Annotated in this window: 16 protein-coding genes; 9 read left to right on the forward strand and 7 right to left on the reverse strand. The window is 41.8% G+C overall.

Going from position 1 to position 22,522, the window contains the following annotated elements; all coding sequences use genetic code 11:
- The first annotated feature begins 12 nt into the window (after positions 1-12).
- A complete protein-coding gene (gene lipB, locus L1D51_RS08080) occupies positions 13-666 on the forward strand; it encodes a lipoyl(octanoyl) transferase LipB (RefSeq protein ID WP_082389180.1) in 654 nt (217 codons plus the stop codon).
- A complete protein-coding gene (gene lipA, locus L1D51_RS08085; protein WP_054551675.1) occupies positions 663-1,628 on the forward strand; it encodes a lipoyl synthase in 966 nt (321 codons plus the stop codon). The genes lipB and lipA overlap by 4 nt, the downstream gene beginning before the upstream one ends.
- Before the next feature lie 59 nt (positions 1,629-1,687).
- Here the strand turns inward: lipA and L1D51_RS08090 are convergent, their stop codons facing one another.
- On the reverse strand, positions 1,688-2,281 hold the full coding sequence (locus L1D51_RS08090) for a TetR/AcrR family transcriptional regulator (RefSeq protein WP_054561833.1): 594 nt from the start codon (positions 2,279-2,281) through the stop codon (positions 1,688-1,690).
- Positions 2,282-2,456: 175 nt separating this feature from the next.
- Between L1D51_RS08090 and L1D51_RS08095 the strand changes: the two genes are divergently transcribed.
- A complete protein-coding gene (locus L1D51_RS08095; RefSeq protein WP_239963385.1) occupies positions 2,457-3,476 on the forward strand; it encodes an MBL fold metallo-hydrolase in 1,020 nt (339 codons plus the stop codon).
- A 126-nt stretch (positions 3,477-3,602) separates the two neighbouring features.
- Positions 3,603-5,228 (forward strand): M28 family metallopeptidase, encoded by a 1,626-nt coding sequence (locus L1D51_RS08100; RefSeq protein WP_239963386.1) that lies wholly within the window; start codon positions 3,603-3,605, stop codon positions 5,226-5,228.
- A 61-nt stretch (positions 5,229-5,289) separates the two neighbouring features.
- Here L1D51_RS08100 and L1D51_RS08105 read toward each other — a convergent pair whose 3' ends face one another.
- The 4 genes from L1D51_RS08105 to fabB form a co-directional block, all read right to left on the reverse strand.
- Positions 5,290-9,861, reverse strand: a complete 4,572-nt coding sequence (locus tag L1D51_RS08105) for a FimV/HubP family polar landmark protein (protein ID WP_239963387.1) — start codon at positions 9,859-9,861, stop codon at positions 5,290-5,292.
- A 320-nt stretch (positions 9,862-10,181) separates the two neighbouring features.
- A complete protein-coding gene (locus tag L1D51_RS08110; RefSeq protein ID WP_054551679.1) occupies positions 10,182-11,198 on the reverse strand; it encodes an aspartate-semialdehyde dehydrogenase in 1,017 nt (338 codons plus the stop codon).
- A 32-nt stretch (positions 11,199-11,230) separates the two neighbouring features.
- Positions 11,231-12,352, reverse strand: coding sequence for a 4-phosphoerythronate dehydrogenase (locus tag L1D51_RS08115; RefSeq protein WP_054551680.1), 1,122 nt, complete (start codon positions 12,350-12,352; stop codon positions 11,231-11,233).
- A 132-nt stretch (positions 12,353-12,484) separates the two neighbouring features.
- Positions 12,485-13,699, reverse strand: coding sequence for a beta-ketoacyl-ACP synthase I (gene fabB, locus L1D51_RS08120; RefSeq protein WP_054561838.1), 1,215 nt, complete (start codon positions 13,697-13,699; stop codon positions 12,485-12,487).
- 179 nt (positions 13,700-13,878) lie between these two features.
- Between fabB and mnmC the strand changes: the two genes are divergently transcribed.
- The gene (gene mnmC, locus L1D51_RS08125) at positions 13,879-15,927 is read left to right on the forward strand and encodes a bifunctional tRNA (5-methylaminomethyl-2-thiouridine)(34)-methyltransferase MnmC2/FAD-dependent 5-carboxymethylaminomethyl-2-thiouridine(34) oxidoreductase MnmC1 (protein WP_239963388.1); all 2,049 of its coding nucleotides are present in this window, start codon (positions 13,879-13,881) and stop codon (positions 15,925-15,927) included.
- 26 nt (positions 15,928-15,953) lie between these two features.
- On the opposite strand, the gene L1D51_RS08130 is transcribed toward mnmC, so the two are convergent.
- Complete coding sequence (locus L1D51_RS08130; protein ID WP_239963389.1) at positions 15,954-17,411, reverse strand: OmpA family protein; 1,458 nt, start codon at positions 17,409-17,411, stop codon at positions 15,954-15,956.
- A gap of 142 nt (positions 17,412-17,553) precedes the next feature.
- Between L1D51_RS08130 and L1D51_RS08135 the strand changes: the two genes are divergently transcribed.
- The 3 genes from L1D51_RS08135 (at position 17,554) to L1D51_RS08145 (ending at position 20,605) form a co-directional block, all read left to right on the forward strand.
- Positions 17,554-18,189, forward strand: a complete 636-nt coding sequence (locus L1D51_RS08135) for an SDR family oxidoreductase (RefSeq protein WP_239963390.1) — start codon at positions 17,554-17,556, stop codon at positions 18,187-18,189.
- Between the two features lie 93 nt (positions 18,190-18,282).
- The gene (locus L1D51_RS08140; RefSeq protein ID WP_055020930.1) at positions 18,283-19,119 is read left to right on the forward strand and encodes a substrate-binding periplasmic protein; all 837 of its coding nucleotides are present in this window, start codon (positions 18,283-18,285) and stop codon (positions 19,117-19,119) included.
- Between the two features lie 7 nt (positions 19,120-19,126).
- Positions 19,127-20,605: a methyl-accepting chemotaxis protein gene (locus L1D51_RS08145; RefSeq protein ID WP_239963391.1), complete on the forward strand. Its 1,479-nt coding sequence runs from the start codon at positions 19,127-19,129 to the stop codon at positions 20,603-20,605.
- On the opposite strand, the gene L1D51_RS08150 is transcribed toward L1D51_RS08145, so the two are convergent.
- Complete coding sequence (locus L1D51_RS08150; RefSeq protein ID WP_055020932.1) at positions 20,595-21,368, reverse strand: sulfite exporter TauE/SafE family protein; 774 nt, start codon at positions 21,366-21,368, stop codon at positions 20,595-20,597. The genes L1D51_RS08145 and L1D51_RS08150 overlap by 11 nt on opposite strands.
- Positions 21,369-21,573: 205 nt before the next feature.
- Between L1D51_RS08150 and L1D51_RS08155 the strand changes: the two genes are divergently transcribed.
- Positions 21,574-22,290, forward strand: a complete 717-nt coding sequence (locus tag L1D51_RS08155) for an enoyl-CoA hydratase/isomerase family protein (RefSeq protein WP_054561844.1) — start codon at positions 21,574-21,576, stop codon at positions 22,288-22,290.
- Positions 22,291-22,522: the final 232 nt, after the last annotated feature.

Raw genomic sequence — 22,522 nt, forward strand, 5'->3', positions numbered from 1 at the left:
ACGGAGTAACTCGTGAGTGAAAGAGAATTAATCGTTCGTCAATTAGGTCGTCAGCGTTACATGCCAATTTGGCAAAAAATGCAATCTTTTACCGACACCCGTGATGAGCACACAGCAGATGAAATTTGGCTTGTAGAGCACGAGCCAGTATTTACGCAAGGCCAAGCAGGCAAAGCTGAGCACTTATTAAATACCGGTGATATCGAAGTGATCCAAGTGGATCGTGGTGGTCAAGTTACCTATCACGGACCAGGCCAACAAATGATGTATGTGCTATTCAACTTACGTCGTTTAAACATTGGTGTAAGGGAGCTAGTAACCTGGCTTGAAGAGTGCATTATTGATACGTTAAAAGACTACGACATTGATGCCTACGCGAAAGCGGATGCACCCGGTGTTTACGTTAACGACAGCAAAGTTGCCTCATTAGGCCTTCGCGTTCGCCGCGGTTGCTCTTTCCACGGTTTAGCACTAAATGTAAGTATGGATCTAAGTCCATTCTTACGTATTAATCCATGCGGCTATGCTGGCATGAACATGGTGCAAACAACCGATCTTAACGGTCCGCAAAACCTCGAGCAAGCAGGTGCAGGGCTTGTAAAACACATGATTAAAAAGCTTAATGCTACTGTGGTTAAGCACACTGAAGGGTTTGAAAACGAATGAATAAACCAGTCAAAATGGAACCAGGCGTAAAACTGCGTGATGCAGAAAAAATGGCACTGATCCCAGTTAAAGTTTTACCGACTGAAAAAAACGAAATGTTGCGTAAGCCAGAGTGGCTTAAAATTCGCTTACCAAAATCAACTGAACGTATTGATGGTATTAAACAAGCGATGCGTAAACATGGTTTACACTCAGTGTGTGAAGAGGCTTCGTGCCCTAACCTATCTGAATGCTTCAACCATGGTACTGCGACTTTCATGATCTTAGGTGCTATTTGTACTCGTCGTTGTCCGTTCTGTGATGTTGCCCATGGCCGTCCATTAAAGCCAGACGCAGCTGAGCCAGAAAAGCTAGCGCTGACTATTAAAGACATGAAGCTAAGCTATGTTGTAATCACGTCAGTAGACCGTGATGATTTACGTGATGGTGGTGCACAGCACTTTGCTGACTGTATTCGTGAAATTCGTAAGCACAACCCAGAAATCACGATTGAAATTCTAGTACCTGATTTCCGTGGTCGTATGGACAGAGCCCTTGATATCTTAATCGAGACGCCGCCAGATGTATTTAACCACAATTTAGAAACAGCACCGCGTTTATACAAATTAGCGCGTCCAGGTGCTGACTATAAATGGTCACTTGAGTTGTTACGCCGCTTCAAAGAAGCACATCCAGATGTGAAAACTAAGTCTGGTTTGATGGTAGGTTTAGGTGAAGAAATTAGCGAAATCGAAGAAGTGTTACGTGACTTACGCGAGCATAACGTTGATATGCTAACAGTAGGTCAATACCTACAACCTTCTAAGCACCACTTACCGGTCAAACGCTATGTGCCGCCAGCAGAGTTTGATGCTTTAAAAGATTATGCAGACGAAATTGGCTTTACACATGCGGCCTGTGGTCCATTTGTTCGCTCAAGCTACCATGCTGACCAACAAGCAGCTGGTAAAGAAGTGAAGTAAACCTTCTTGCAGATATTTAAAAAGCCCGCATTAAGCGGGCTTTTTTATGTTCCAAAATATCAGCGCCCATAACGCGCTAAGAACATTTTTACAGTTTCGCTTATTACTTTGTTATCTGAGTCGCCTTCTTGGCGCTCAAAGCCATACAGCAACGGATAAAAGATCAGAGACTTTAACTGATACACAAACTGTTTTGCTGCAAACTCAACATCATCAATAGTTAAAACCTGTGCTTTCACACCTGCTTCTAAAAACGCCACCAGATCTTGCATACAGCCCATGTTATTACTGGCTAATGATTTTGCTAAATCAGGCTGCTGTAACATCTGCATGAAAGCGACTTTCGCTACTTTTAAAAACTCTTCAGAGGTCAAAAGTGCCACTTCTTGTTCAGCAATGCGTGTTAACTGCTGTGCAATTGGCACAGCGGCATCAAATACAACCGCTTGCTCTTGGCGGACTTTTTCAAACATAAACACTAGAATGGCTTGAAACAACACATCTTTATTTTCAAAGTGATTATATACGGTACGCTTTGAGGCACCCGCTAAGCTTGCAACCTGATCCATACTGGTATGCTCAACACCTTGCTGAAAAAACAATGTCTCAGCTGCATTCAAAATATCTAATCGTTTTCTCTGTGATAATTTCATGGACCCCTCCGATAAGGGTTACTAGTGTAACGCAAAAATAAAAAATGCACTAGATAGTTTACTTTTATAGCAAACCATGAAAAACTACACCGTGTAGTTTACTTATGGTGACGATATGAAATTTCTAAAATGGCTCGCAATCGCCACTCTCTGCATCGTGATAGGAGTGTTTATTATGAATAACCAATTAGCCGCTGAAGGCGTGAGTGATAACAGCCACTCTGCGCAATTATCTGATGGCAAGTTCCACAATACTGCTGAGGTAGAAAGACCCAGCTTTAAGAAAACGCTAGGTATCTTCAAACGCTTTATTACAGAAAAGAAAATTGATGCAGAGCCAAAAGGTGAACTGCCTATGCACTGTGTTTCTCATGCACAGCTTGAGCGTTTATCTAATGACACAGTGCATTTTGTGAAATTAGGTCACTCCTCTATTTTAGCGAAAGTGTATGACGAATACTGGCTATTTGATCCGGTATTTTCAGAGCGCGCTTCGCCTTTTTCATTCATGGGGCCAAAGCGCTTTCAGCCAACACCTATCAGCATTGCAGAGCTACCAAACATTGCTAAAGTGTTTATTTCGCACAACCATTATGATCACTTAGATAAAGCAGCAATTAAACAGCTTGTTGATAAAACAGATTCTTTTTATGTGCCATTAGGAGTCGAAAACGACCTGAAAAAATGGGGCGTTGATAAACAAAAAGTCCATAGCTTTGATTGGTGGCAAGAGCAAAATATGGCAAATAGCCAAATTGTATTTACACCAACCCAGCACTTTTCTGGCCGAGGCTTAACAGACGGCAATAAAACTCTTTGGGGCTCTTGGGCTATTAAAGTAAATGACAAGCGCTTTTATTTTAGCGGTGACTCTGGCTATTTTGCTGGCTTTAAAGAGATTGGTAATCGCTATGGGCCGTTTGATATCACTTTTATTGAAACCGGTGCTTACGACAAAGATTGGGCTGACATTCACATGACACCAGAACAATCAGTGCAAGCTCACCTCGACTTACAAGGTGATGTGATGGTGCCAGTGCATAATGGTACATTCGATCTGGCCTTTCATGCTTGGTATGACCCACTTAAACGTGTCGCTAAAAAAGCAGGACAAGAGCAAGTATCACTGAGTACTCCGCTAGTTGGAGAGGTATTTAAAATTCAAGATACGGCGATTGATAAAGCGTGGTGGTAAAATTGGCAGGATGAAAGGTGCATTATTATCCTTTCATCCTGAATAATTAGTTATTTGTAGACTCTTTCTGGACAGCCCCCTTCGCGTCCCATATAGTGAAACCCTGTGCAATCAACCAGAAAAACTATGACAACTCACCTTAAGTATGCAAGCTTGGCACTTGCAATTGGTTTATTCGGCTGCTCTGAGCAATCAACAACAAGCACTGATAAACCGAACGCTGAAAGCAATGAAGCCGTAAATATTGCCAATGTACGCTCACATATTAAAACCCTCGCCTCTGATGAATTCTTAGGCCGTGGCCCTTTAACTGAAGGCGAAACACTAACCATTAACTATTTGGCCGATGAATATAAAAAACTCGGCTTAAGCGGTAGTTTTAATGGCGAGTTTTTACAGCCAGTTACTATGGCAAAACTCACCCCAGATCAAAACATGAGCTTACAAGTGGGTGATTTGAGTTTTAATGCTGGCAGTGATTTTACCGCCCGTACCCAACAAATTAACCCTGAAATCAACATCGATGGCTCTGATGTTGTGTTTGTTGGCTATGGTATCAATGCACCTGAATATAATTGGGATGACTTTGCTGATATTGATGTAAAAGACAAAACAATTATCGTGCTTGTTAATGATCCTGGTTTTGCCACCCAAGACGACGCGCTTTTCACCGGTAATGCTATGACCTACTACGGTCGTTGGACTTACAAATATGAAGAAGGTGCTCGCCAAGGTGCAAAAGCGGTATTTATCGTTCACGAAACTGCTCCTGCCGCATACCCTTGGGGCGTTGTAGAAAGCTCGAACACGGGTAGCAAATATACCTTAATCGACCAAGATAAGAATGCTTCTGACATCCCTGTAATGGGTTGGATTGACGAACAAGCGGCAAATGAAATTTTTGCTCAAGCAGGCCTTGATTATCAAACTGAAAAAGCCAACGCACTAAAAGCTGACTTTAAACCTGTCGACTTAAAAGCGAAAGCAGCGCTGACACTGAAAAGCGATATCTCTCAAGCGCAATCGCATAATGTTGTTGCAACGCTTAAAGGTAGCGAAACTCCTGATGAGTACATTGTAATTGGTGCGCACTGGGACCACTTTGGTACCAAGCAAACTGATGACGGCGTGAAAATCTACAATGGTGCTGTTGATAACGCATCAGGTAGCGCAGCAACGGTAGAAATAGCCCGTATTCTTACTGAAATGCATAAAAAGAAACCATTTAAACGCTCTATTATCTTTGCCAACTTTACCGCTGAAGAAACTGGTCTTATTGGTTCTGAGCAATTCGCTACTGGCGAAATTGTACCAACCAAGCAAATGGTAGCACTGCTTAATATTGATGGTATGAACGTACTTGATGGCGTTGACTACATATTACAATACGGTAAAGGTATGTCTGAAATGGAAGACTACCTTGCAGATGCAGCGAAAGCACAAGGTCGTCATGTAAAGATGGACCCTCGTCCTCAAAATGGTTTGTTCTTCCGCTCTGATCACTTCTCTCTAGCTAAGCAAGGCGTTCCTAGCTTACTATTTATGAGTTTAGGTGATACAGATCCTGATTACATCGCGCACAAATATCATAAAGAAGCTGACGACTATTCAGCAGATTGGTCTATGGGCGGTGTTGAGCAAGATATTGAACTGATCGTTGATATTGCCGCCAAACTTGCTGATAACGGCGATTGGCCTAAGTGGAAAGCCGAGTCTGATTTCAAAGCTCGTCGCTTACAAGACACTCAATAGTCTTCGCTTAGATACAAAAAACCGAGCTAGTTGCTCGGTTTTTTATTGTCAGTTTTACTTATTACTCGTTAATTTTAGCCTTAAGTGATTGTGCTTCTTCTTGCACTTCCTCTGGACCATTGGCAATAACATCTTCAATGGCTTGCAACGCTGAGTCAAAGTCGTCTATTTCGATATATGCCCGAGCTAAGTCCAGTTTCGCTGAGTAACCACCACTTTCGGCATCAACATCAGTTGGGTTCTCACCCGCTAGTAAGTCATTAAAATCACTCAGCCCTACATCCATATCAACCTCATCATAAGGTTCGTGGTCGAGTGCTTCATCGTCACTTTGTTCAAGTAATGAATCGATATCTACAAACTCATCCGTTGAAGTAGTTTGTTGCCCCTCGGAATCTAATGCCTGTACTTCAGGTTCAACTGGCTGTTCGCTTTCACCCTGTAAGTCTTCATTTAATAGTGCATTAAAATCAACGTCGAACTCACTGGCATCAGCAATATCAGCTTCATCTGGCTCTGCTAATTCATTTAACAGCGCATCAAAGTCTGTTTGAGTAAGGTCAGCCATAAAATCATCATCGATTTCATCGTCTGACAGCTCACTTAAATCAGCCTCGTCAGCTAAATTGGACTCGATATCAGCTAATGTTTGCTCTGCTTCTACGGCATCATCAAGTTCAATATCGTCCAATTCGAATTCAGGGAACTCTTCTAATTCGTCTTGGCTATCAGCCACCTCATCGTCAATTGGCGCTTCGCTCGTTAACTCTGTTGTGCCTTCACTCTGTGATTGTTCCGATAAGTCGTCATCAGGATCAAGAATATCATCTTCTGTAAATTCATTATCAAGCAAGATCTCATCATCAAAATCATCGTCTAGCTGATCAAGCTCATTACCCGTTGCTAATGAATTAGCAAGGTCTTGCTCTGCCTGACTTAACTGTAATGGTGCATCTTCATCTAACTCACTAGAAGTGCCTTCATCAGACTCATCCAATTCAAAACCAGCTTCATCTAACTCAAGCTCTGGATACTCTTCCAACTCTTGGCTAGGAGTCACCGTATCTTGCTGTAATGGCTCTTCGTCGGCGGTTAAATCAAATTCATCAGTTAGGTCTTCATCTGCTAGCGGATCATCGCCTAAATCAATTTCAACTTCTTCTATGTCTTGCTCTGGTTCATCTATTGACCAGTCTGGTGCTTCGACATAGTCATCTTCTTCACCAATTTCATTTAATAACTCATCAACACTTTTCAGTGACGGATCAGCAAACTCGTCAAGGCTATCATCTTCATCTAATAGCTCATCGCTATCTTCATTAAACTCTTGATTGAGCGCTTCATCGATATCAACTTCATCTGTATCATCAACCAACTCTGATGCAATCGATTCAACATTCATGTCATCAACCGCTTGATCAGCATCGGCTAAATCTTCTAGCGATTCTTGTAGATTCTCATCATGCTCTGCACTGTCACTCTGTTCATGACTTAAATCTGAGATCTGGGCTTCAGTGTCTTGCTTCAGCTCATTTGTTTGCTGAATAAGCTCTTCGAGCTCATCATTAACGTCAGAGTCCTGCTCATCACTAGCGTCTTCATCAAGTAATGAGTCAATATCTGCTACATCGAGCTCGTCGTCTTGCTCAGCATTGTCATCAATATCTGAGCTACTTTCATCTGTTAACTCAGGTTCTTCTGACTCTGCATCAACCTCATGAAGTAGTGAGTCTATTTCATCAGTATCAAACTCATCGCTTAAATCATCCGTAATAGGCTCTTCGGTAAGCTCTTCAACTGGTTCTTGTTCTGGCTCTTCCTGCGCTTCATCCAATAATGAGTCGATGTCATCGACATCTAAATCATCATCAAGCTCATCTTCGTCAATTAAATCGTCTGCACTAGGTTCTTCGATTGACTCTTCAACCAGCTCTTCAGATTCAGGCTCTTCTTGAGCTTCATTTAATAGTGAGTCGATGTCATCGACATCTAAATCATCATCAAGCTCATCTTCGTCGATTAAATCGTCTGCACTAGGTTCTTCAATTGACTCTTCAACCAGCTCTTCAGATTCAGGCTCTTCTTGAACTTCGTCTAACAGCGAGTCAATGTCATCAACATCTAGGGCATCATCAAGTTCGTCTTCGTCGATTAAATCGTCTGCGCTAGGTTCTTCTGCAAGCTCTTCAGGCTGCTCCTCAACAAGCTCCGTTTCAGGCTCTTGCTCTACATGCGCCTCATCTAATAATGAATCAATATCATCAACATCTAGGGCATCATCAAGCTCGTCTTCGTCGATTAAATCGTCTGCGCTAGGTTCTTCTGCAAGCTCTTCAGGCTGCTCCTCAACAAGCTCCGTTTCAGGCTCTTGCTCTACATGCGCCTCATCTAATAATGAATCAATATCATCAACATCTAAATCATCATCAAGCTCGTCTTCGTCGATTAAATCGTCTGCGCTTGGCTCTTCTACGAGCTCTTCAGGCTGCTCCTCAACAAGCTCTGCTTCAGGCTCTTGCTCTGCTTGTGCCTCATCTAATAATGAATCAATGTCATCGACATCTAAATCATCATCAAGCTCATCTTCATCGATTAAATCGTCTGCGCTAGGTTCTTCTGCAAGCTCTTCAGGCTGCTCCTCAACAAGTTCAGCTTCAGGCTCTGTTTGTGTCTCATCTAGCAATGAATCAATGTCATCAACATCGAGGGCATCATCAAGCTCGTCTTCGTCGATTAAATCGTCTGCGCTAGGTTCTTCTGCAGGTTCTTCTTGAACTTCGTCTAATAGTGAGTCAATGTCATCAACATCAAGAGCATCGTTTTCTAATGCATCGTTAGCTTCAGCAACTGGCTCTTCTGTTTGTGCATCATCAATTAAGCTGTCGATATCGAAATCATCTTCATCGATGAGCTCATCCCCGCTTGGTTCTTCGGCTGGCGCTTCTTCTTGAACTTCATCTAACAGCGAGTCAATGTCATCAACATCCAGCGCATCATCAAGATCATCGCTTTCTAATGCATCGTTAGCTTCGGCTGCTGGCTCTTCTGTTTGCGCTTCATCAATTAAGCTGTCGATATCGAAATCGTCTTCATCAATAAGTTCTGCTTCAACATTAGTTGTTGAGGCATCATTATTTTCATCGAGTAAGTCATCAATATCGTCTAGGTTTACATCTTGATTAGAATCCGTGTTGTTTTGCTCATCAATTAAGCTATCAATGTCAAAATCATCTTCAGCGTCATCTTCTGCAAGCTCTTCACTAAGCGCTGCCATTTCATCATTGGCGTTATCTAACGAGTCATCTTCATCAGTATCAAATAGGTCATCAATGTCATCAGCACTTAAAATATCACCCGATGAATCTGCTGGAGACTGTTCGCTATCTAGGTCAATTTCATCACCTAAACTATCGTCATCGGTTTGATCGAAATCTTGCTGTAAAAATGCATCTAAATCATCATCGTCAGCACTACTTGAAGACTCATCATTAAACTCGATATCATCACTTAATAAACCTTCTAGCTCATCTTGATTTAAAACACTGTCGTCTTCATCAAAACTATCATCAATGCTGTCGTCAAAAATGATGTCATCATCTGGTAGCATGTCTTGGTCTAAGTCGTCATCTAACCGCACACTCAAGTCATCATTGTCTTCAACCGGATCTGGCACTAGCGGATCAGTTTCTATAATTGCTTCTAAATCATCATCAGCATTATAACTTGGGCTTTGAGGTAAAAATTCATCGTCATCGCTTGCATCTGTATCATCATTGGTGCTGTTGCGTTTTTTCAAAAACATCACAACGGCTGCAATGATCAGTAAAGCAGGAATAAACATTAATGCACCGAGAACAAATGGGTTGCTCAGTAAACTCGAAAAACTAAACCCACTGTCCTCTTCAATCTTTTTTGCTTTTTGCTGCTCTATGATTTCATTTTGTTTAGTGATCAGTTCTTTCAGCTGCTTTTGAATTTCACTGTCTTGGCCAAGTTGATCACGAACGGTTTCAAGCTCTTTAGAAATACCGCTCAGTTGTTTTTTGAGCTTGTTGTTCTCAGCTAGGATTTCTTCAACATTTTCAACCGACGATTTAAACTGCTTTTGTAACTCTACTAGCTGCGTGCCCTGCTCTGTTTTAATGGTGTTGATTTCTTGCTTAAGTTCTTGTTTTGCTTCGTCTACATCAACTTTACGGGCTTGAGTTACTTTCTTTTGCGATTCATTAATTTCAGCTGTAGTCAGCGTACCATTTTTCTTTTTTTCCCACAGCTCATCATCTTGTTCAGAACGCGCTTTTGCTAATGTCGGGTTGACCGCACGCATTTCTGCAATGGTTGGAATTTTTAGGTATGCGCCATCACGCATATGATTTAGGTTTTGATCTAAAAATGACGATGGGTTTTTGTCATACAGAGCTTGCATGACCTGATAAATGCTTACAGAGTTGTCAGGGCGAATTTTAGCGGCAATACGCCATAATGTATCGGTCGGTTTAATTGGACCAATAGAGCGCCCCTGCGCACCGTAATCGACACCTTTAGGGCCTTTAAGTGTGGTGCCTTCATCAGAGTATGTCGGTGTTACCACCAATGCAGACGCTAATATGAAGAGTGTTGCTAAACCGCGCATGCTGATCCTTTATGTTTTAAATGTTAACGCAGCAACCTTGGTTGCTTAAACATCAAGTAATTCTTGCAGAATTGATTCTTAATTATGTTTTCTTGCAAGCTCTATTCCAGCTGCAAACTATAACTTAGTTGCCTTGCAATATCTATTGCAACACCTTGATAGTAAATAGCTTAAATAATAGCGGCTGAGAGGCTTTTTTATTGTTATCGTTAAGTTTATACGCTTTTACAGCGTATGCGGCAATAATTTGGCAGTGAATTCACAAAAAAAGCGGCAAATTGCCGCTTTTCTTAAATTTAGCTCAGCCTAAATCATCAGGTTTATAAATAATTTGCGATTAGCTCTTCAGCAATCTGCACACTATTTGTTGCCGCACCTTTGCGCGTATTATCGCTAACAACCCACATGTTTAAACCATGCGGGTGCGAAATATCAGCACGTAAACGACCTACGTATACAGTATCGTTACCACTAGCGTCTGATACTGCAGTTGGATAATCGGCTAAATCTTCAATAAACTCTACACCAGGTGCATCGTTTAATAGCTGCTTCACATGTTCGATATCTACTGGCATACGCGTTTCAATATTAATCGCTTCACTGTGACCAAAGAACACGGGAACACGAACACAAGTAGGGTTAACCACAACACTGTTATCACCTAAGATTTTTTGTGTTTCGTTGACCATTTTCATTTCTTCGCGGGTATAACCGTTATCTTCAAAGCTATCGATTTGTGGGATCACGTTAAAAGCAATTTGTTTAGGGAAAACAGCATTATCCATCGGGCGCGCATTCATTAAGTTTGCTGTTTGCTTAGCTAGTTCATCAACGGCTTCTTTACCCGCACCCGATACAGCTTGATAAGTTGATACGTTAATGCGGTCAATGCCATAAGCATCATAAATTGGCTTCAGTGCCACCAGCATTTGAATCGTTGAGCAATTAGGGTTTGCAATGATGTTGCGGTTTCTGAAATCCGCTAAGCTTGATGCATTCACTTCAGGAATAATTAGTGGCACATCGTAGTCATTACGAAAGTGTGAGGTATTATCAATTACCACACAGCCTGCGTCCGCCGCAATCGGTGCGTATTTTTCAGAGACACTGCCGCCTGCTGAAAATAAACCAATGTGAGCTTGGCTAAAATCAAACTCTTCAACATCGATTACTTCAATGCTCTCACCGCGAAATTGAATTTCTTCACCAGCACTACGGCTGCTTGCGAGTAAAAATAATTGGTCTACCGGAAACTTACGATCTTCTAAAGTTTCGATAATCTGACGACCCACTAAACCTGTGGCACCTAATACGGCTACATTAAATTTTTGCGACATGTGTTTTCCTCTTTTGAATAAAGCAAATGGCTTTATTCGTTAATTCTAAATCCCAGTGCAGCTAATGCGCCTTCACATGCACTGTTGGCAGCCACCGACAAAGTACTAAACTCGCGTCGTGGCGGGTAATTCTTGCGTAAACTATCAAAGCCTTCGCTTGCTAATTTACTTCGTAAAATGCCATCGTCGCGACGCACATCATAAATTAAGTGCACTAAGCGACCTATATCATCTAGGTTAAAGGTTTCACCTAGCGTGACAGAGTGGCTAATTGGTTCTGGCAAAAAATCGTCCAGAGACTTAAGCGCTGCGATGCCTTCAAGCTCACATACTTGCTGATACAGCATTTGTGTACCGCGGGCTTTGCCTTCAAGTGTATGCCCTGCAATATGCACACTGGCATAACGTACATAATCAAGCAGAGGTGTCAGTATATTGGGTTCGTTTTCCCAAACATCAAGCACACAATCTAATTTTGCGCCTTGCTCAAACAATGCTAGCAATGCTTGGTTATCAATCACATCACCACGGCTTGCATTGATAATCGTCATACCCGGCTTAAGTGCTTTTAAGCGAGTTTCGTCTAGCATGTGCAAGGTTTTATGCGGACCTTGTTTAACCAATGGCACGTGAAAAGTCACAATATCGGCTTGGGCTAGTAATGTGTCTAACTCAATATGCTCTGCAAGCTCACCGGCTTCATGTTTTGGTGGATCACATAACAATACATTCATACCAAGCAGGCTAAGCTTATCACGTAAACAGCTACCTATACTGCCAACACCCACTATGCCGATGGTTTTACCTTGTAATGAACTGGCATTTTCTTGGCTCAAGGCATACAAGCAGCTAATAACATATTCAGCAACCGCCACGGCATTACAACCTGGTGCGCTGCTAAATGCGATATTTCGCTCAGCAAGTAACTCGGTATCAATGTGATCAACACCTATGGTTGCTGTGCCCACAAATTTTAATTTATCTGCTTGAGTGAGTAAGGCTTTATCTACATTGGTAACAGAGCGGGTTAACAAGATATCAACCCCGACTAGCTGCTCGGGTTGAAGATTACGGCCATCAAATCGCTCAACATCACCAAAATCGGCAAAGTACTGCTCAACCAATGGCATATTTTGATCTGCAAGAATTTTCATTTGTGTGTCCGAGAGGCAGAAAGTGGCGCTATTGTAGCGAATTTATCAGTATTCGGATAGGTAACAACTAAGACTTTATAACAAATGAAAAAGCCGAGCTATTGCTCGGCTTTAAGCAAATACTGGAGAGGTTTAACCTTTATATTTGCTCATTACTAATGTGGCGTTAGTGCCACCGAAACCGAAGCTGTTAGACATAACTGTATTTAGTTCAACGTCTTTACGCTCAGTTACAATATTTAGACCTTCAGCTTGCTCATCTAGTTCATCAATGTTGATAGATGGAGCAACAAAGTTATGCTCAAGCATTAATAGCGAGAAGATTGCTTCATGAACGCCTGCTGCACCTAAAGCGTGACCTGTCATCGCTTTGGTTGCACTGATCATTGGCGAGTTACCACCAAATACTTCTTGAATAGCGCCAAGCTCTTTCACATCACCAACAGGTGTTGAAGTACCGTGAGTATTTAAGTAATCAATGCCGCCTTCAAGATCTTGCATTGCTTGCTTCATACAACGTACAGCGCCTTCACCTGATGGAGCTACCATGTCGTAGCCGTCAGACGTTGCACCGTAACCAGTGATTTCTGCATAAATGTGCGCGCCACGAGCCAGTGCATGCTCAAGTTCTTCAACAACAACGATACCGCCACCGCCAGAGATAACGAAACCGTCACGGTTTGCATCGTATGTACGTGATGCTTTCTCTGGTGTTTCATTGTACTTAGTAGACAATGCACCCATTGCATCGAATTCCATTGCTAGCGTCCAGTGAAGCTCTTCACCACCACCTGCAAAGATTACGTCTTGCTTGCCTAATTGAATTTGCTCAACCGCATGACCGATACAGTGTGCAGATGTCGCACATGCAGAGCTTAGTGAGTAGTTAACACCTTTAATTTTAAATGGTGTTGCAAGACACGCCGAAGTCGTACTCGCCATAGTACGTGGTACCATGTAAGGACCAACACGTTTTACGCCTTTTTCACGTAAAATGTCAGCCGCTTCAACTTGCCATTTAGATGAACCACCACCTGAACCCACTAATAAACCAGTGCGCTCGTTTGAAACTTGATCTTCACTAAGGCCTGCATCTGCAATCGCTTGTGACATTGAGATATAAGCGTATGCAGCAGCATCGCCCATAAAGCGCATCGCTTTACGATCAACAAACTCTTTAACATCAATATCGATTTTGCCAGATACGTTACTACGTAGGTTGTAGTCAGCAAACTCTTGGTTGAACGCGATACCACTACGGCCTTGTTTTAATGATTCTAATACTTCTTCTTTGTTGTTACCGATGCTTGAAACAACACCGATGCCCGTAATAACGGCTCTTCTCATGGGTAATTACCTTAGCTCTATACTAAATTGTGTTCTATTTTACGCTGAAATTACTTTCGAAGTGGTCAGCTTTCTAGCGTACACATGTACTCTGAATGTCTAGCTTATAAATAACGCCAGACTATTTCAAAGAAAACACGTAAAATAATGAAAAAAGTTTGTAGTTAATTAGTTAAACCATGATCAAAAACGCACATATTCATTTTAATCACCTTGGTACCCCTGTCGCCGATCAGTTTGACGATGTTTATTTTTCTAATGACGATGGCTTAGCCGAATCACATTATGTGTTTTATCAACAAAACCATATCCCGCAACGATTACAAAATCATGACCGTAACCACTTTGCGATTGCTGAAACAGGCTTTGGTACGGGGCTTAACTTTTTAAATACCTGGCAGCACTTTGCTGCTCACCTAGATAGGCAGCATGCAGAGCAAGAAGTTCAAAATCAACCCGACCATAGTGGTAAAAAGAGTGTTTCCCGCTTGCACTTTATCTCTTTTGAAAAATTTCCTATTAAGCGTGATGACCTTGCTCAAGCACTCAAAGCCTGGCCTAGTTTAAGCAAGTATAGTGAGCAACTAATTACTCAATACCCAATTAATTTGGCCGGCTGTCATCGCCTTGAATTTGCAGGCGGCAAACTAATACTCGACCTTTATTTTGGTGACGTACAAGACAGTATTGATGCCATGAGCTACGCAAGTGAAGGGATTGTCGATGCGTGGTATTTAGATGGCTTTGCTCCGAGCAAAAACCCAGATATGTGGCAACAGAGTTTGTTCAACAAAATGTGTGCTATCTCAAGAGCAAATGCCACACTCGCCACTTTCACTGCCGCAGGCTTTGTCAGAAGAGGACTCATCGAAGCTGGCTTTAGCATGAGTAAAGCAAAAGGCTATGGTAAAAAGCGCGAAATGCTGATTGGCGATCTCTCTGAGCCTAATGAGCAACAGTCAGGGCCTGCCTATTTTGCTCATCAGCAAAGTGAACTGAGTAATGTTGCTGTTATTGGCGGTGGTATTGCCAGTAGCAGTGTACTGTATTCACTGGCAAAAAGAGGCCTAAAAGCCACGCTTTTTTGCCAAGACGAAGCGCTTGCCATGGGCGCTTCTCACAATGTACAAGGGGCTGTGTATCCGCATTTACAAGCGAAAAATTCACCACACAGTGAAATGTTCGCCCATAGTTTTTTATATGCGATGCGTCTATACCAACAATTACTTGATGATGGTTTTGACTACCCTCACCAGTGGTGTGGTGTATTACAGCACGCGGTTAAACAAGGCCTAGCTGATAAACATCAAAACCTTGCCGATAAAGAACTTTGGCCAGCTGAATTAATGCGTAATGTAAGTGCCGAAGAAGGTGACGAAATTGCCGGTGTAGAAACAGGCTACTCAGGTGTATTCTTTGCAAAAGGTGGCTGGGTAAATCCACCAGCACTGGTTACAGCATTATTTAATGCGGCAAATTCGTTAAGTGCAACTACCAATAATAAAATGGACAGTCACTTTAATTGCCATATTGAAAAGCTCGAGAAAACCGCAGATGGCTGGTTACTACACAGCAAAGAGCAAACTTTCGGGCCATTTAGTGATGTGATTAATTGTGCAGGTGAACACAGTGACCAGTTTAGCCAAACTCAAGCGCTACCTATTGTTGGTGTGCGCGGCCAAGTCTCGCATGTGCAAGCAAGCGAGCAGTCAAAACGCCTAAAGACCGTGCTTTGCCATAAGGGCTATTTTACTCCTGAATATCAGGGCCATCATTGCATGGGCGCGACTTTTGAAAAAAACTCAAAAAGCCGTGAAGTTAAAGAGCAAGACAACCACACCAATCGCGAACAACTATTAAGTTTTTACACAAACAGCGAGTTTGCAACGACCTTAGGTGAGATAACTGCAGCGAAAGCAGCTGTAAGGTGTACCTTCATTGACCATTTACCTATGGCTGGTGAATGGGCTGAACAAAGTGATTATGTAAGTGCGTTTGCTAATTTAAGATTAGGTAAGCGTTATCAGTACCAAACGTTAACGAAACCTCAGCAAGGCTTGCATGTACTCACAGGCTTTGGTGCAAGAGGCCTGTGCAGTGCCCCCCTTTGTGCTGAAAATTTAATTGCTTGTTTAAACAATGAGCCAAGACCATTTAGCGAACGTGTGAGTCAGGCTATTCACCCCGCCCGCTTTATTGTTCGTGACCTAATTCGTAATAAAATTTAAAGGGGCTAAAAAGCCCCTTTTGATTGTTAATTACTTAATCGCTCAACTAGCTCTACGCGCCGGTTTAGCTGACGACCCAAATCATTTTTATTATTGGCAGCTGGCGCATAAGGGCCTACGCCATAACTAATTAAACGCGACTCTTTAATGCCATATTGACTCACGAGCGCTTTAACAACTGCTTTAGCTCGCTTAGATGACAGCCCTAAATTATATTCTGGGCTCCCTTTATCATCAGTATGACCAACAACGTACAAGTTTAAGCTGTTATTTTTATTTAAAACATCCGCAATCACTTTTAATGACTCTGCTGACTCTGGCTTAATGTCTGATTTATCATGATCAAAGTAAATGCCATAAATGGCTGCTTTACCTTTTTGCTCTAGTTGCTTTAACACTTGGTCCGGATTGGTTTTAACTAAATCGCCTTGTAAAGGCTCTGTTCGAATTATAACAAGCTGCACTCGCGAAGTGCCTTGGTAATTCCCAACAAAAAATGCGACATAGGTTGTTTGATTTTCTATGGTGCTTTTCATTAACTGATAGCGCGGCTGGCGATAATAGTTATAAACTTGTTTTACCGACAAGTGATCACCAAGTGCTTGTATTACCTTACGGTCGTCACCACATGCTTGACGCTCGCAACTAAAAACCGTTTCGAAGCCTTCTTTTGTTAAGGCAGACACATAGTTATGAAAGACCTTAAGGGTTGATACTTTTCTAATTTCATAAGTAATACGAGTGATATCACCTATCACATCTTCAACAGGTAGCGCTTTGTTTTTACGGTTGAATATTCCTGTTGGTAGTGAAAATTCTTCGTAATCAATTTGCTCGTAGTCTTCAATAAAACTACCAGGATAACGGCTAAGTAATGGATGATCGCTTGAGCCTCTAATATCGTCTTTAGGTGCTTTGGTAACGGGATTTGTTTGCTGTTTTGCAAAAGCAGCTGTATTGGCTTTTATCAGGCCTGTTTCAAGCTCTTTAATCGCAATTGAGCTATTCATAACACGCGTTTTACTGTTGTACTGGCCAACAAATAATGACACAGCAAACTCAGGCTTTTCACCTTTAGTGGCAAATAGATAATATGGCTTACGATGATAATTATAGAGCTGAAAGTAACCGACTTCCTCTGCAAAATCACTGCTGTCACCGCAAGCGTCTAGCTGACAAGAATAAACAATATTAAAGCCATCTGTGAGTAAAGCGTGTTTATAGTTTTCAAATACTTTGAGAGTGGCAACATTGTTTATTTCGTACAATGTGTGGGTTACATCGCCAATAAAGTCTGTGTAACTAAATCGCTCTGATGACTTTTTACTGCCATCAAACTGATTCATTAATTGTGTTTGTTCGCCACTGAGTTTAACCGACTTTTCAACGTCACTATTTGGATAAGGTGATATCCATTGATTAGCAGATACCGCGTTGCAAAATGCTAATGTTATCACCATCAAAAGATTAAAATATATTTTCACTTTAAGTCCTTTTAATTGAATTTGTACCCAATTAAATACTATGCCAAATAATACTTTTTTATTCAAAGTTTGCTTGTACCCCTTTAAAAATAAATCCACACCCCAAGGTCTTTACTTACACAGCAATTAGAAGGAGTTTGATATGAAGACCTTAATCATTGGCGCAACGGGCCAAATAGGTAAAATGACCACCGAAAAAATGCTGGCAAACGGTCATGATGTAGTGGCTCTGGTTCGAGATAAAAGCAAACTGAGTACACTTGAAAGTAGTCATTTAATGATTGTAGAGCAAGACCTCGAAAACGATTTTAGTCGTGCCTTCGAGGGCGTTGAACAAGTGATTTTTAGCGCGGGATCCGGCGGCACTACAGGTGCTGATAAAACCTTACTTATAGATCTATGGGCCGCTGTTAAAGCGATTAATTATGCGGTAGATGCCAAGGTTAAGCACTTTATTATGGTCAGCTCAATCGGTGCTGATGCCCCTGACAACATTGAAAGTAGTATCAAACCGTATTTAGTTGCAAAACACATGGCTGATCAACATTTAACCAATAGCGAATTGAATTACAGCATTGTCAGACCTGGCACGCTATTAAATGACGCTGCCACAGGGCTATTAACCACCACGCGGCCTGCAACCCGCCAAGATGCGGTGATCAACCGTGAAGATGTAGCAGATACCCTGCTATACCTTGCTGAACATACACCGAAAAAACCACAAGTGTTTGAATTATTTAATGGTGATAAGTCAATCGACAGCCTACTAGGCGATTGATTAGGTATGAATACGTATGCATAAGAAATAAGATTGAGAAAGCGCGTAAAGCACTTTAGTTTATTGTTTACATAATAATAACAAAGGTGCTTTATGCGTCATTTTGCTTTTCTTTTTTGCTTTGCTTTTACGTCAGCTTGTTTCGCAGCTCCGGTAAAAGTTCAAAGTTACAGTGGCGATACCTCCCTTCCCCACAAATTATTGATCAGCGCCATTGAACGGGCTGACTTAGAGTATGTTCACCCTTACGAAACCAATAAAGATATCTCTAACGCACGTATCTTAAACGATGTAAAAAACAACCAGCTGGATGTGATGTGGAGCATGACATCAACTCAGTTAGAGCAAGATTATAAAGCCGTTTATATACCTTTGTTTCGTGGCTTACTTGGCATGCGAGTCGCGATTGTGAAAGCACAAAATCGCGAACTGTTTAGCTCGGTAACTAACTTACAAGATTTAAAACGTTTCACCGCTGGGCAAGGTAAAACCTGGCCAGACACTAAAATATTAAAAGCAAATCAACTACCCGTTGTTACCACATTAAAATACCCTAATTTGTTCCCAATGCTTGAAGGCGAGCGCTTTGATTACTTCCCACGTGGGGTGAATGAACCTTGGGATGAAATTGCCAATCACTCAGAGCTTAACCTCACTGTAGAGCCGCATTTGGTGATTAAGTACACCGCACCACTTTACTTTTTCGTCAACAAAAACAACCACACACTTCATAAACAGCTAAATGATGCGCTAAACGAGATGATTGCTGATGGCACATTTAACGCCATGTTTTTGGCAGACAGCCAAGTACAAACGGTTTTATCAAAAGCCAACTTAAGCTCGCGTCGCGTTATTGAGCTAGATAACCCAACGTTATCGTCGAACACACCTAATAAAAATAGCCCTTTGTGGTTTAACCCATTTCAATGAGCGCACAATGAAATCATTAAAATATAAAATGACCTTGGCACTGTCTTTGTGCCTTTTACTGAGCGTGATCTTCGTGATCAGTGCAAACTACCTGCTCGCAAAGTCGAGTCAAACACAACAATGGCAAGACGACATCACGGCTCTTAATGAGCAAATGCAGGTTATTTTAGCCGAGCCGGTATTCTCTTATGATGAACCGTTAATCAATCAGATTATTAAAGCCTTTTCGCAAAACAAACATGTACATAGCATTTCAGTGACAGATCATCGCAATAAGCCACTGGCCGCTATTACAAAACAAAGCAATAACGCATCGGTTAGCAAAACTATTGATTTGCACTATTTAGATAATTTAATTGGTCACATAAAAATTGGTTACTCACAACAAGCACTGCATAGCACCATTGCTGATTCGACACGCACCATGTTTATTACCTTGCTGGTCTCTTTTATCGCCTTGGGTGCGGTGATTATTTATATCGTGCGACTGTTAGTGATAAAACCAATCGATAGCGTAAATAGCCTTGTTGATGAAATTGTCAAAGGTGAAGGCGACCTTACAAAACGTATTAGCTATCAATCTAATGATGAAATAGGCTATTTGGTTGATGGTTTCAATCGATTTATAGCGCAAGTACAAGAAATAATTACAGAGCTAGGCAGCACAGCCAGTGAACTTGAAATGATAGCCAGTACAGTAAACGAAGCATCTGTGCGCTCTAAAAACGAAGCCGAGCTTGAGTATAACCGCACTGATTCTGCAACCAATGCGCTTAGTCAGTTAAGTGAAGCAACCAAAGAGATTGCGCAAGGGGCTAATCAAACTGCACAGCAAACAACCGACGTACATCGCTTATGCCAACAAGGCGAACAAAATATGAATGCCAATGGCAACATGGTTGACGAATTAGCTGCACAACTCGACCATACATCAAACGTAGTTAAACAATTAAACGCCAGCAGTAATGAAATTAGCCAAGTGCTCGATGTTATAAAAAGTATTGCCGAGCAAACCAATTTACTGGCTCTAAATGCTGCTATTGAAGCGGCTCGTGCGGGTGAATCAGGCCGTGGCTTTGCTGTGGTAGCCGATGAAGTAAGAGCGCTTGCTAGTAAAACCTATGATTCAACGTCTGAGATTGAATCAATTATTGTATCGCTACACAACAATACCTCTGACTGCGTAACGGCAACGGAGCAAAGTAAGTCACTCAGCGATAAAGTGAGCCAAGCGAATCAAAAAAGCCAAGCGGTGTTTAAAGATATTGCTAAACAAATCAATACCATTAATCAAATGAACGAAAGCGTGGCAGCAAGTTCTGAAGAGCAAACCAGTGTGACCGCTGATATCTTAAATACCATGCAGCTCATTAACCAAGGCGCTAAGAGCCTATCGCAAGAAGCTCAGCACCTTGATAACACCATAGGCCAGCTCAATGAATTAGAACGCGGCATCGTTGCCAAACTGGGTTTGTTTAAATACTAAAAGCCATAATTCCCTGCCACGCAAGTTGCAGGGAAAGCACCGTTAACACTAAACGAAAAATCTTTTTAAATTTATCTGACGAAATGCGGTGCAGTAACTTAAGGCCAAGCCAAGTACCTAAAGCACCGCTCAATATCATGAGCATAACCAGCGGCAACCACTGCCAAAATGCAAACCCCACAGCCCCATATAAAATCGCTTTTAAGGTATGTTGTACTGTCATGCAGCTTGAAAATGTGGCAGTAAACTTAAGCTTATTATAATTATTGACATATAAGCAGCTGCCAACCAAAGGCCCACTTGCCCCTACAAACATCGAAATGAACGTGGTCCAAAGCCCAGCAAGAACACGCCATAACTTTGAGGTTTCTCTGAGCTTTGGCGTCACACCCCACAGTAAATAAAGCACAAAGGCAGCGACCACTATTTTCATTAATTCAAGGGGAATTGATGTGACAATCGTTGAGGCAACCAGCGCTCCTATGACTCCCCCTAAAGAGAAGTACACAAACATAGCGCCATCAATATGTTTAAACGTAAATAAAAAGCGGTTTGCGTTAGAGCCTAACTGTACTAACCCATGGACAGGAATAACCACACTCATAGGAAGCATAGATGCCATGATCACCAGCAGCATTAAGCCGCCACCCGCACCAAAAGCTGCTGAAATCATAGAAGTAAAGCCCGCAACCACAATGAGCATTATAGTGCTGATCGGACTTAATAAATCTCCACCCAAAAACTGCCAACTGATCAAATCCATTGTTACGCTTTAAATAGTGTGTTTGAGCTAACGCTATCATGGCTCACCACTATTAGCGACTATTTGAAAAACCCTTTCGACTAAAAGACCATATCAACCAAAAGAGAAGTGCCCCTAAATTCACAACTGGTCAGACTTGTGGTTTATTTTGTTAAACCTATGGGTTATAACTATGCCCACAACACTATAAAATTGAAGGCACAGCATGACACTGATGAATGTAAGCACACAAGGTTCTGTTGCTATCTTAACTATGACAACAGCTGAAAATCGTCATAACCCTGCTTTTGCAGAGGCTTTTTTAAATTGCCTTGACGAAATCGAACGCAATCCTGAACACAAAGCACTGGTGATCACTTCAAGCAGCGAAAAATCATGGAGCTTGGGCATAGATACCGATTGGCTTATGCCGGCATTAAAAGCACAAGAATTTGCAGAAGTAAGTGGCTTTATGCACTCGATGGATGCGGTATTTAAACGCCTATTACTCTTCCCAATGCCAGTAATCGCAGCGATAAATGGCCACGCATTTGGTAATGGCGCTATTTTATCGTGCGCTTGTGATTTTAGGTTTATGCAAAGCGACCGTGGTTTCTTCTGCTTCCCCGAAGTGGACTTATCGATCCCGTTTTTACCGGGCATGCTCGCCTTTATTAAAAAAGCCATTCCAGACTATCGCTTTAACGAAATGATGCTAACTGGCCGCCGCGTTACCGCTGGCGAACTTGCCACAGATCATGTTATCGAACAAGCTTGCCCAAACAGCGAAGCTTTATTTAATACCGCCCTCGAATTTGCCAGCCAATTCGATAAAAAACGCGCTATTTTCGCAGAGCACAAAAAGCGCCTACACAAACACATCATCGACACCATTGATACCGAAAACAAACCGATTATTGATGCCGTTCAGTTGGTTGTTTGAACTAGAGAGCCTCTCATAGGGTGGTGATTACCACCCTAAATACGCTCTATTAGCTCCTTAAACATATAACCTATATCATAGCCAAACAATAGAATAATTATGAAATATAAAGCTAGCACACTAAGATTATTAAACTACTACTCCATTTAACAGCCAAATTTAAACAATGGAAAACTCTATTTTTTCATATAGCTTTTAGAGCACACCCTAGAGTTCATGTAAGAATTAATAG

Source organism: Pseudoalteromonas shioyasakiensis (assembly GCF_022398475.1).
Lineage (GTDB): Bacteria > Pseudomonadota > Gammaproteobacteria > Enterobacterales > Alteromonadaceae > Pseudoalteromonas.

Coding starts and splice junctions, on each gene's coding strand:
- lipA (WP_054551675.1), top strand. CDS start 663: ATGAATAAACCAGTCAAAATGGAACCAGGCGTAAAACTGCGTGATGCA.
- L1D51_RS08090 (WP_054561833.1), bottom strand. CDS start 2,281: ATGAAATTATCACAGAGAAAACGATTAGATATTTTGAATGCAGCTGAG.
- L1D51_RS08095 (WP_239963385.1), top strand. CDS start 2,457: ATGAATAACCAATTAGCCGCTGAAGGCGTGAGTGATAACAGCCACTCT.
- L1D51_RS08100 (WP_239963386.1), top strand. CDS start 3,603: ATGACAACTCACCTTAAGTATGCAAGCTTGGCACTTGCAATTGGTTTA.
- L1D51_RS08105 (WP_239963387.1), bottom strand. CDS start 9,861: ATGCGCGGTTTAGCAACACTCTTCATATTAGCGTCTGCATTGGTGGTA.
- L1D51_RS08110 (WP_054551679.1), bottom strand. CDS start 11,198: ATGTCGCAAAAATTTAATGTAGCCGTATTAGGTGCCACAGGTTTAGTG.
- L1D51_RS08115 (WP_054551680.1), bottom strand. CDS start 12,352: ATGAAAATTCTTGCAGATCAAAATATGCCATTGGTTGAGCAGTACTTT.
- fabB (WP_054561838.1), bottom strand. CDS start 13,699: ATGAGAAGAGCCGTTATTACGGGCATCGGTGTTGTTTCAAGCATCGGT.
- mnmC (WP_239963388.1), top strand. CDS start 13,879: ATGATCAAAAACGCACATATTCATTTTAATCACCTTGGTACCCCTGTC.
- L1D51_RS08135 (WP_239963390.1), top strand. CDS start 17,554: ATGAAGACCTTAATCATTGGCGCAACGGGCCAAATAGGTAAAATGACC.
- L1D51_RS08140 (WP_055020930.1), top strand. CDS start 18,283: ATGCGTCATTTTGCTTTTCTTTTTTGCTTTGCTTTTACGTCAGCTTGT.
- L1D51_RS08145 (WP_239963391.1), top strand. CDS start 19,127: ATGAAATCATTAAAATATAAAATGACCTTGGCACTGTCTTTGTGCCTT.
- L1D51_RS08150 (WP_055020932.1), bottom strand. CDS start 21,368: ATGGATTTGATCAGTTGGCAGTTTTTGGGTGGAGATTTATTAAGTCCG.
- L1D51_RS08155 (WP_054561844.1), top strand. CDS start 21,574: ATGACACTGATGAATGTAAGCACACAAGGTTCTGTTGCTATCTTAACT.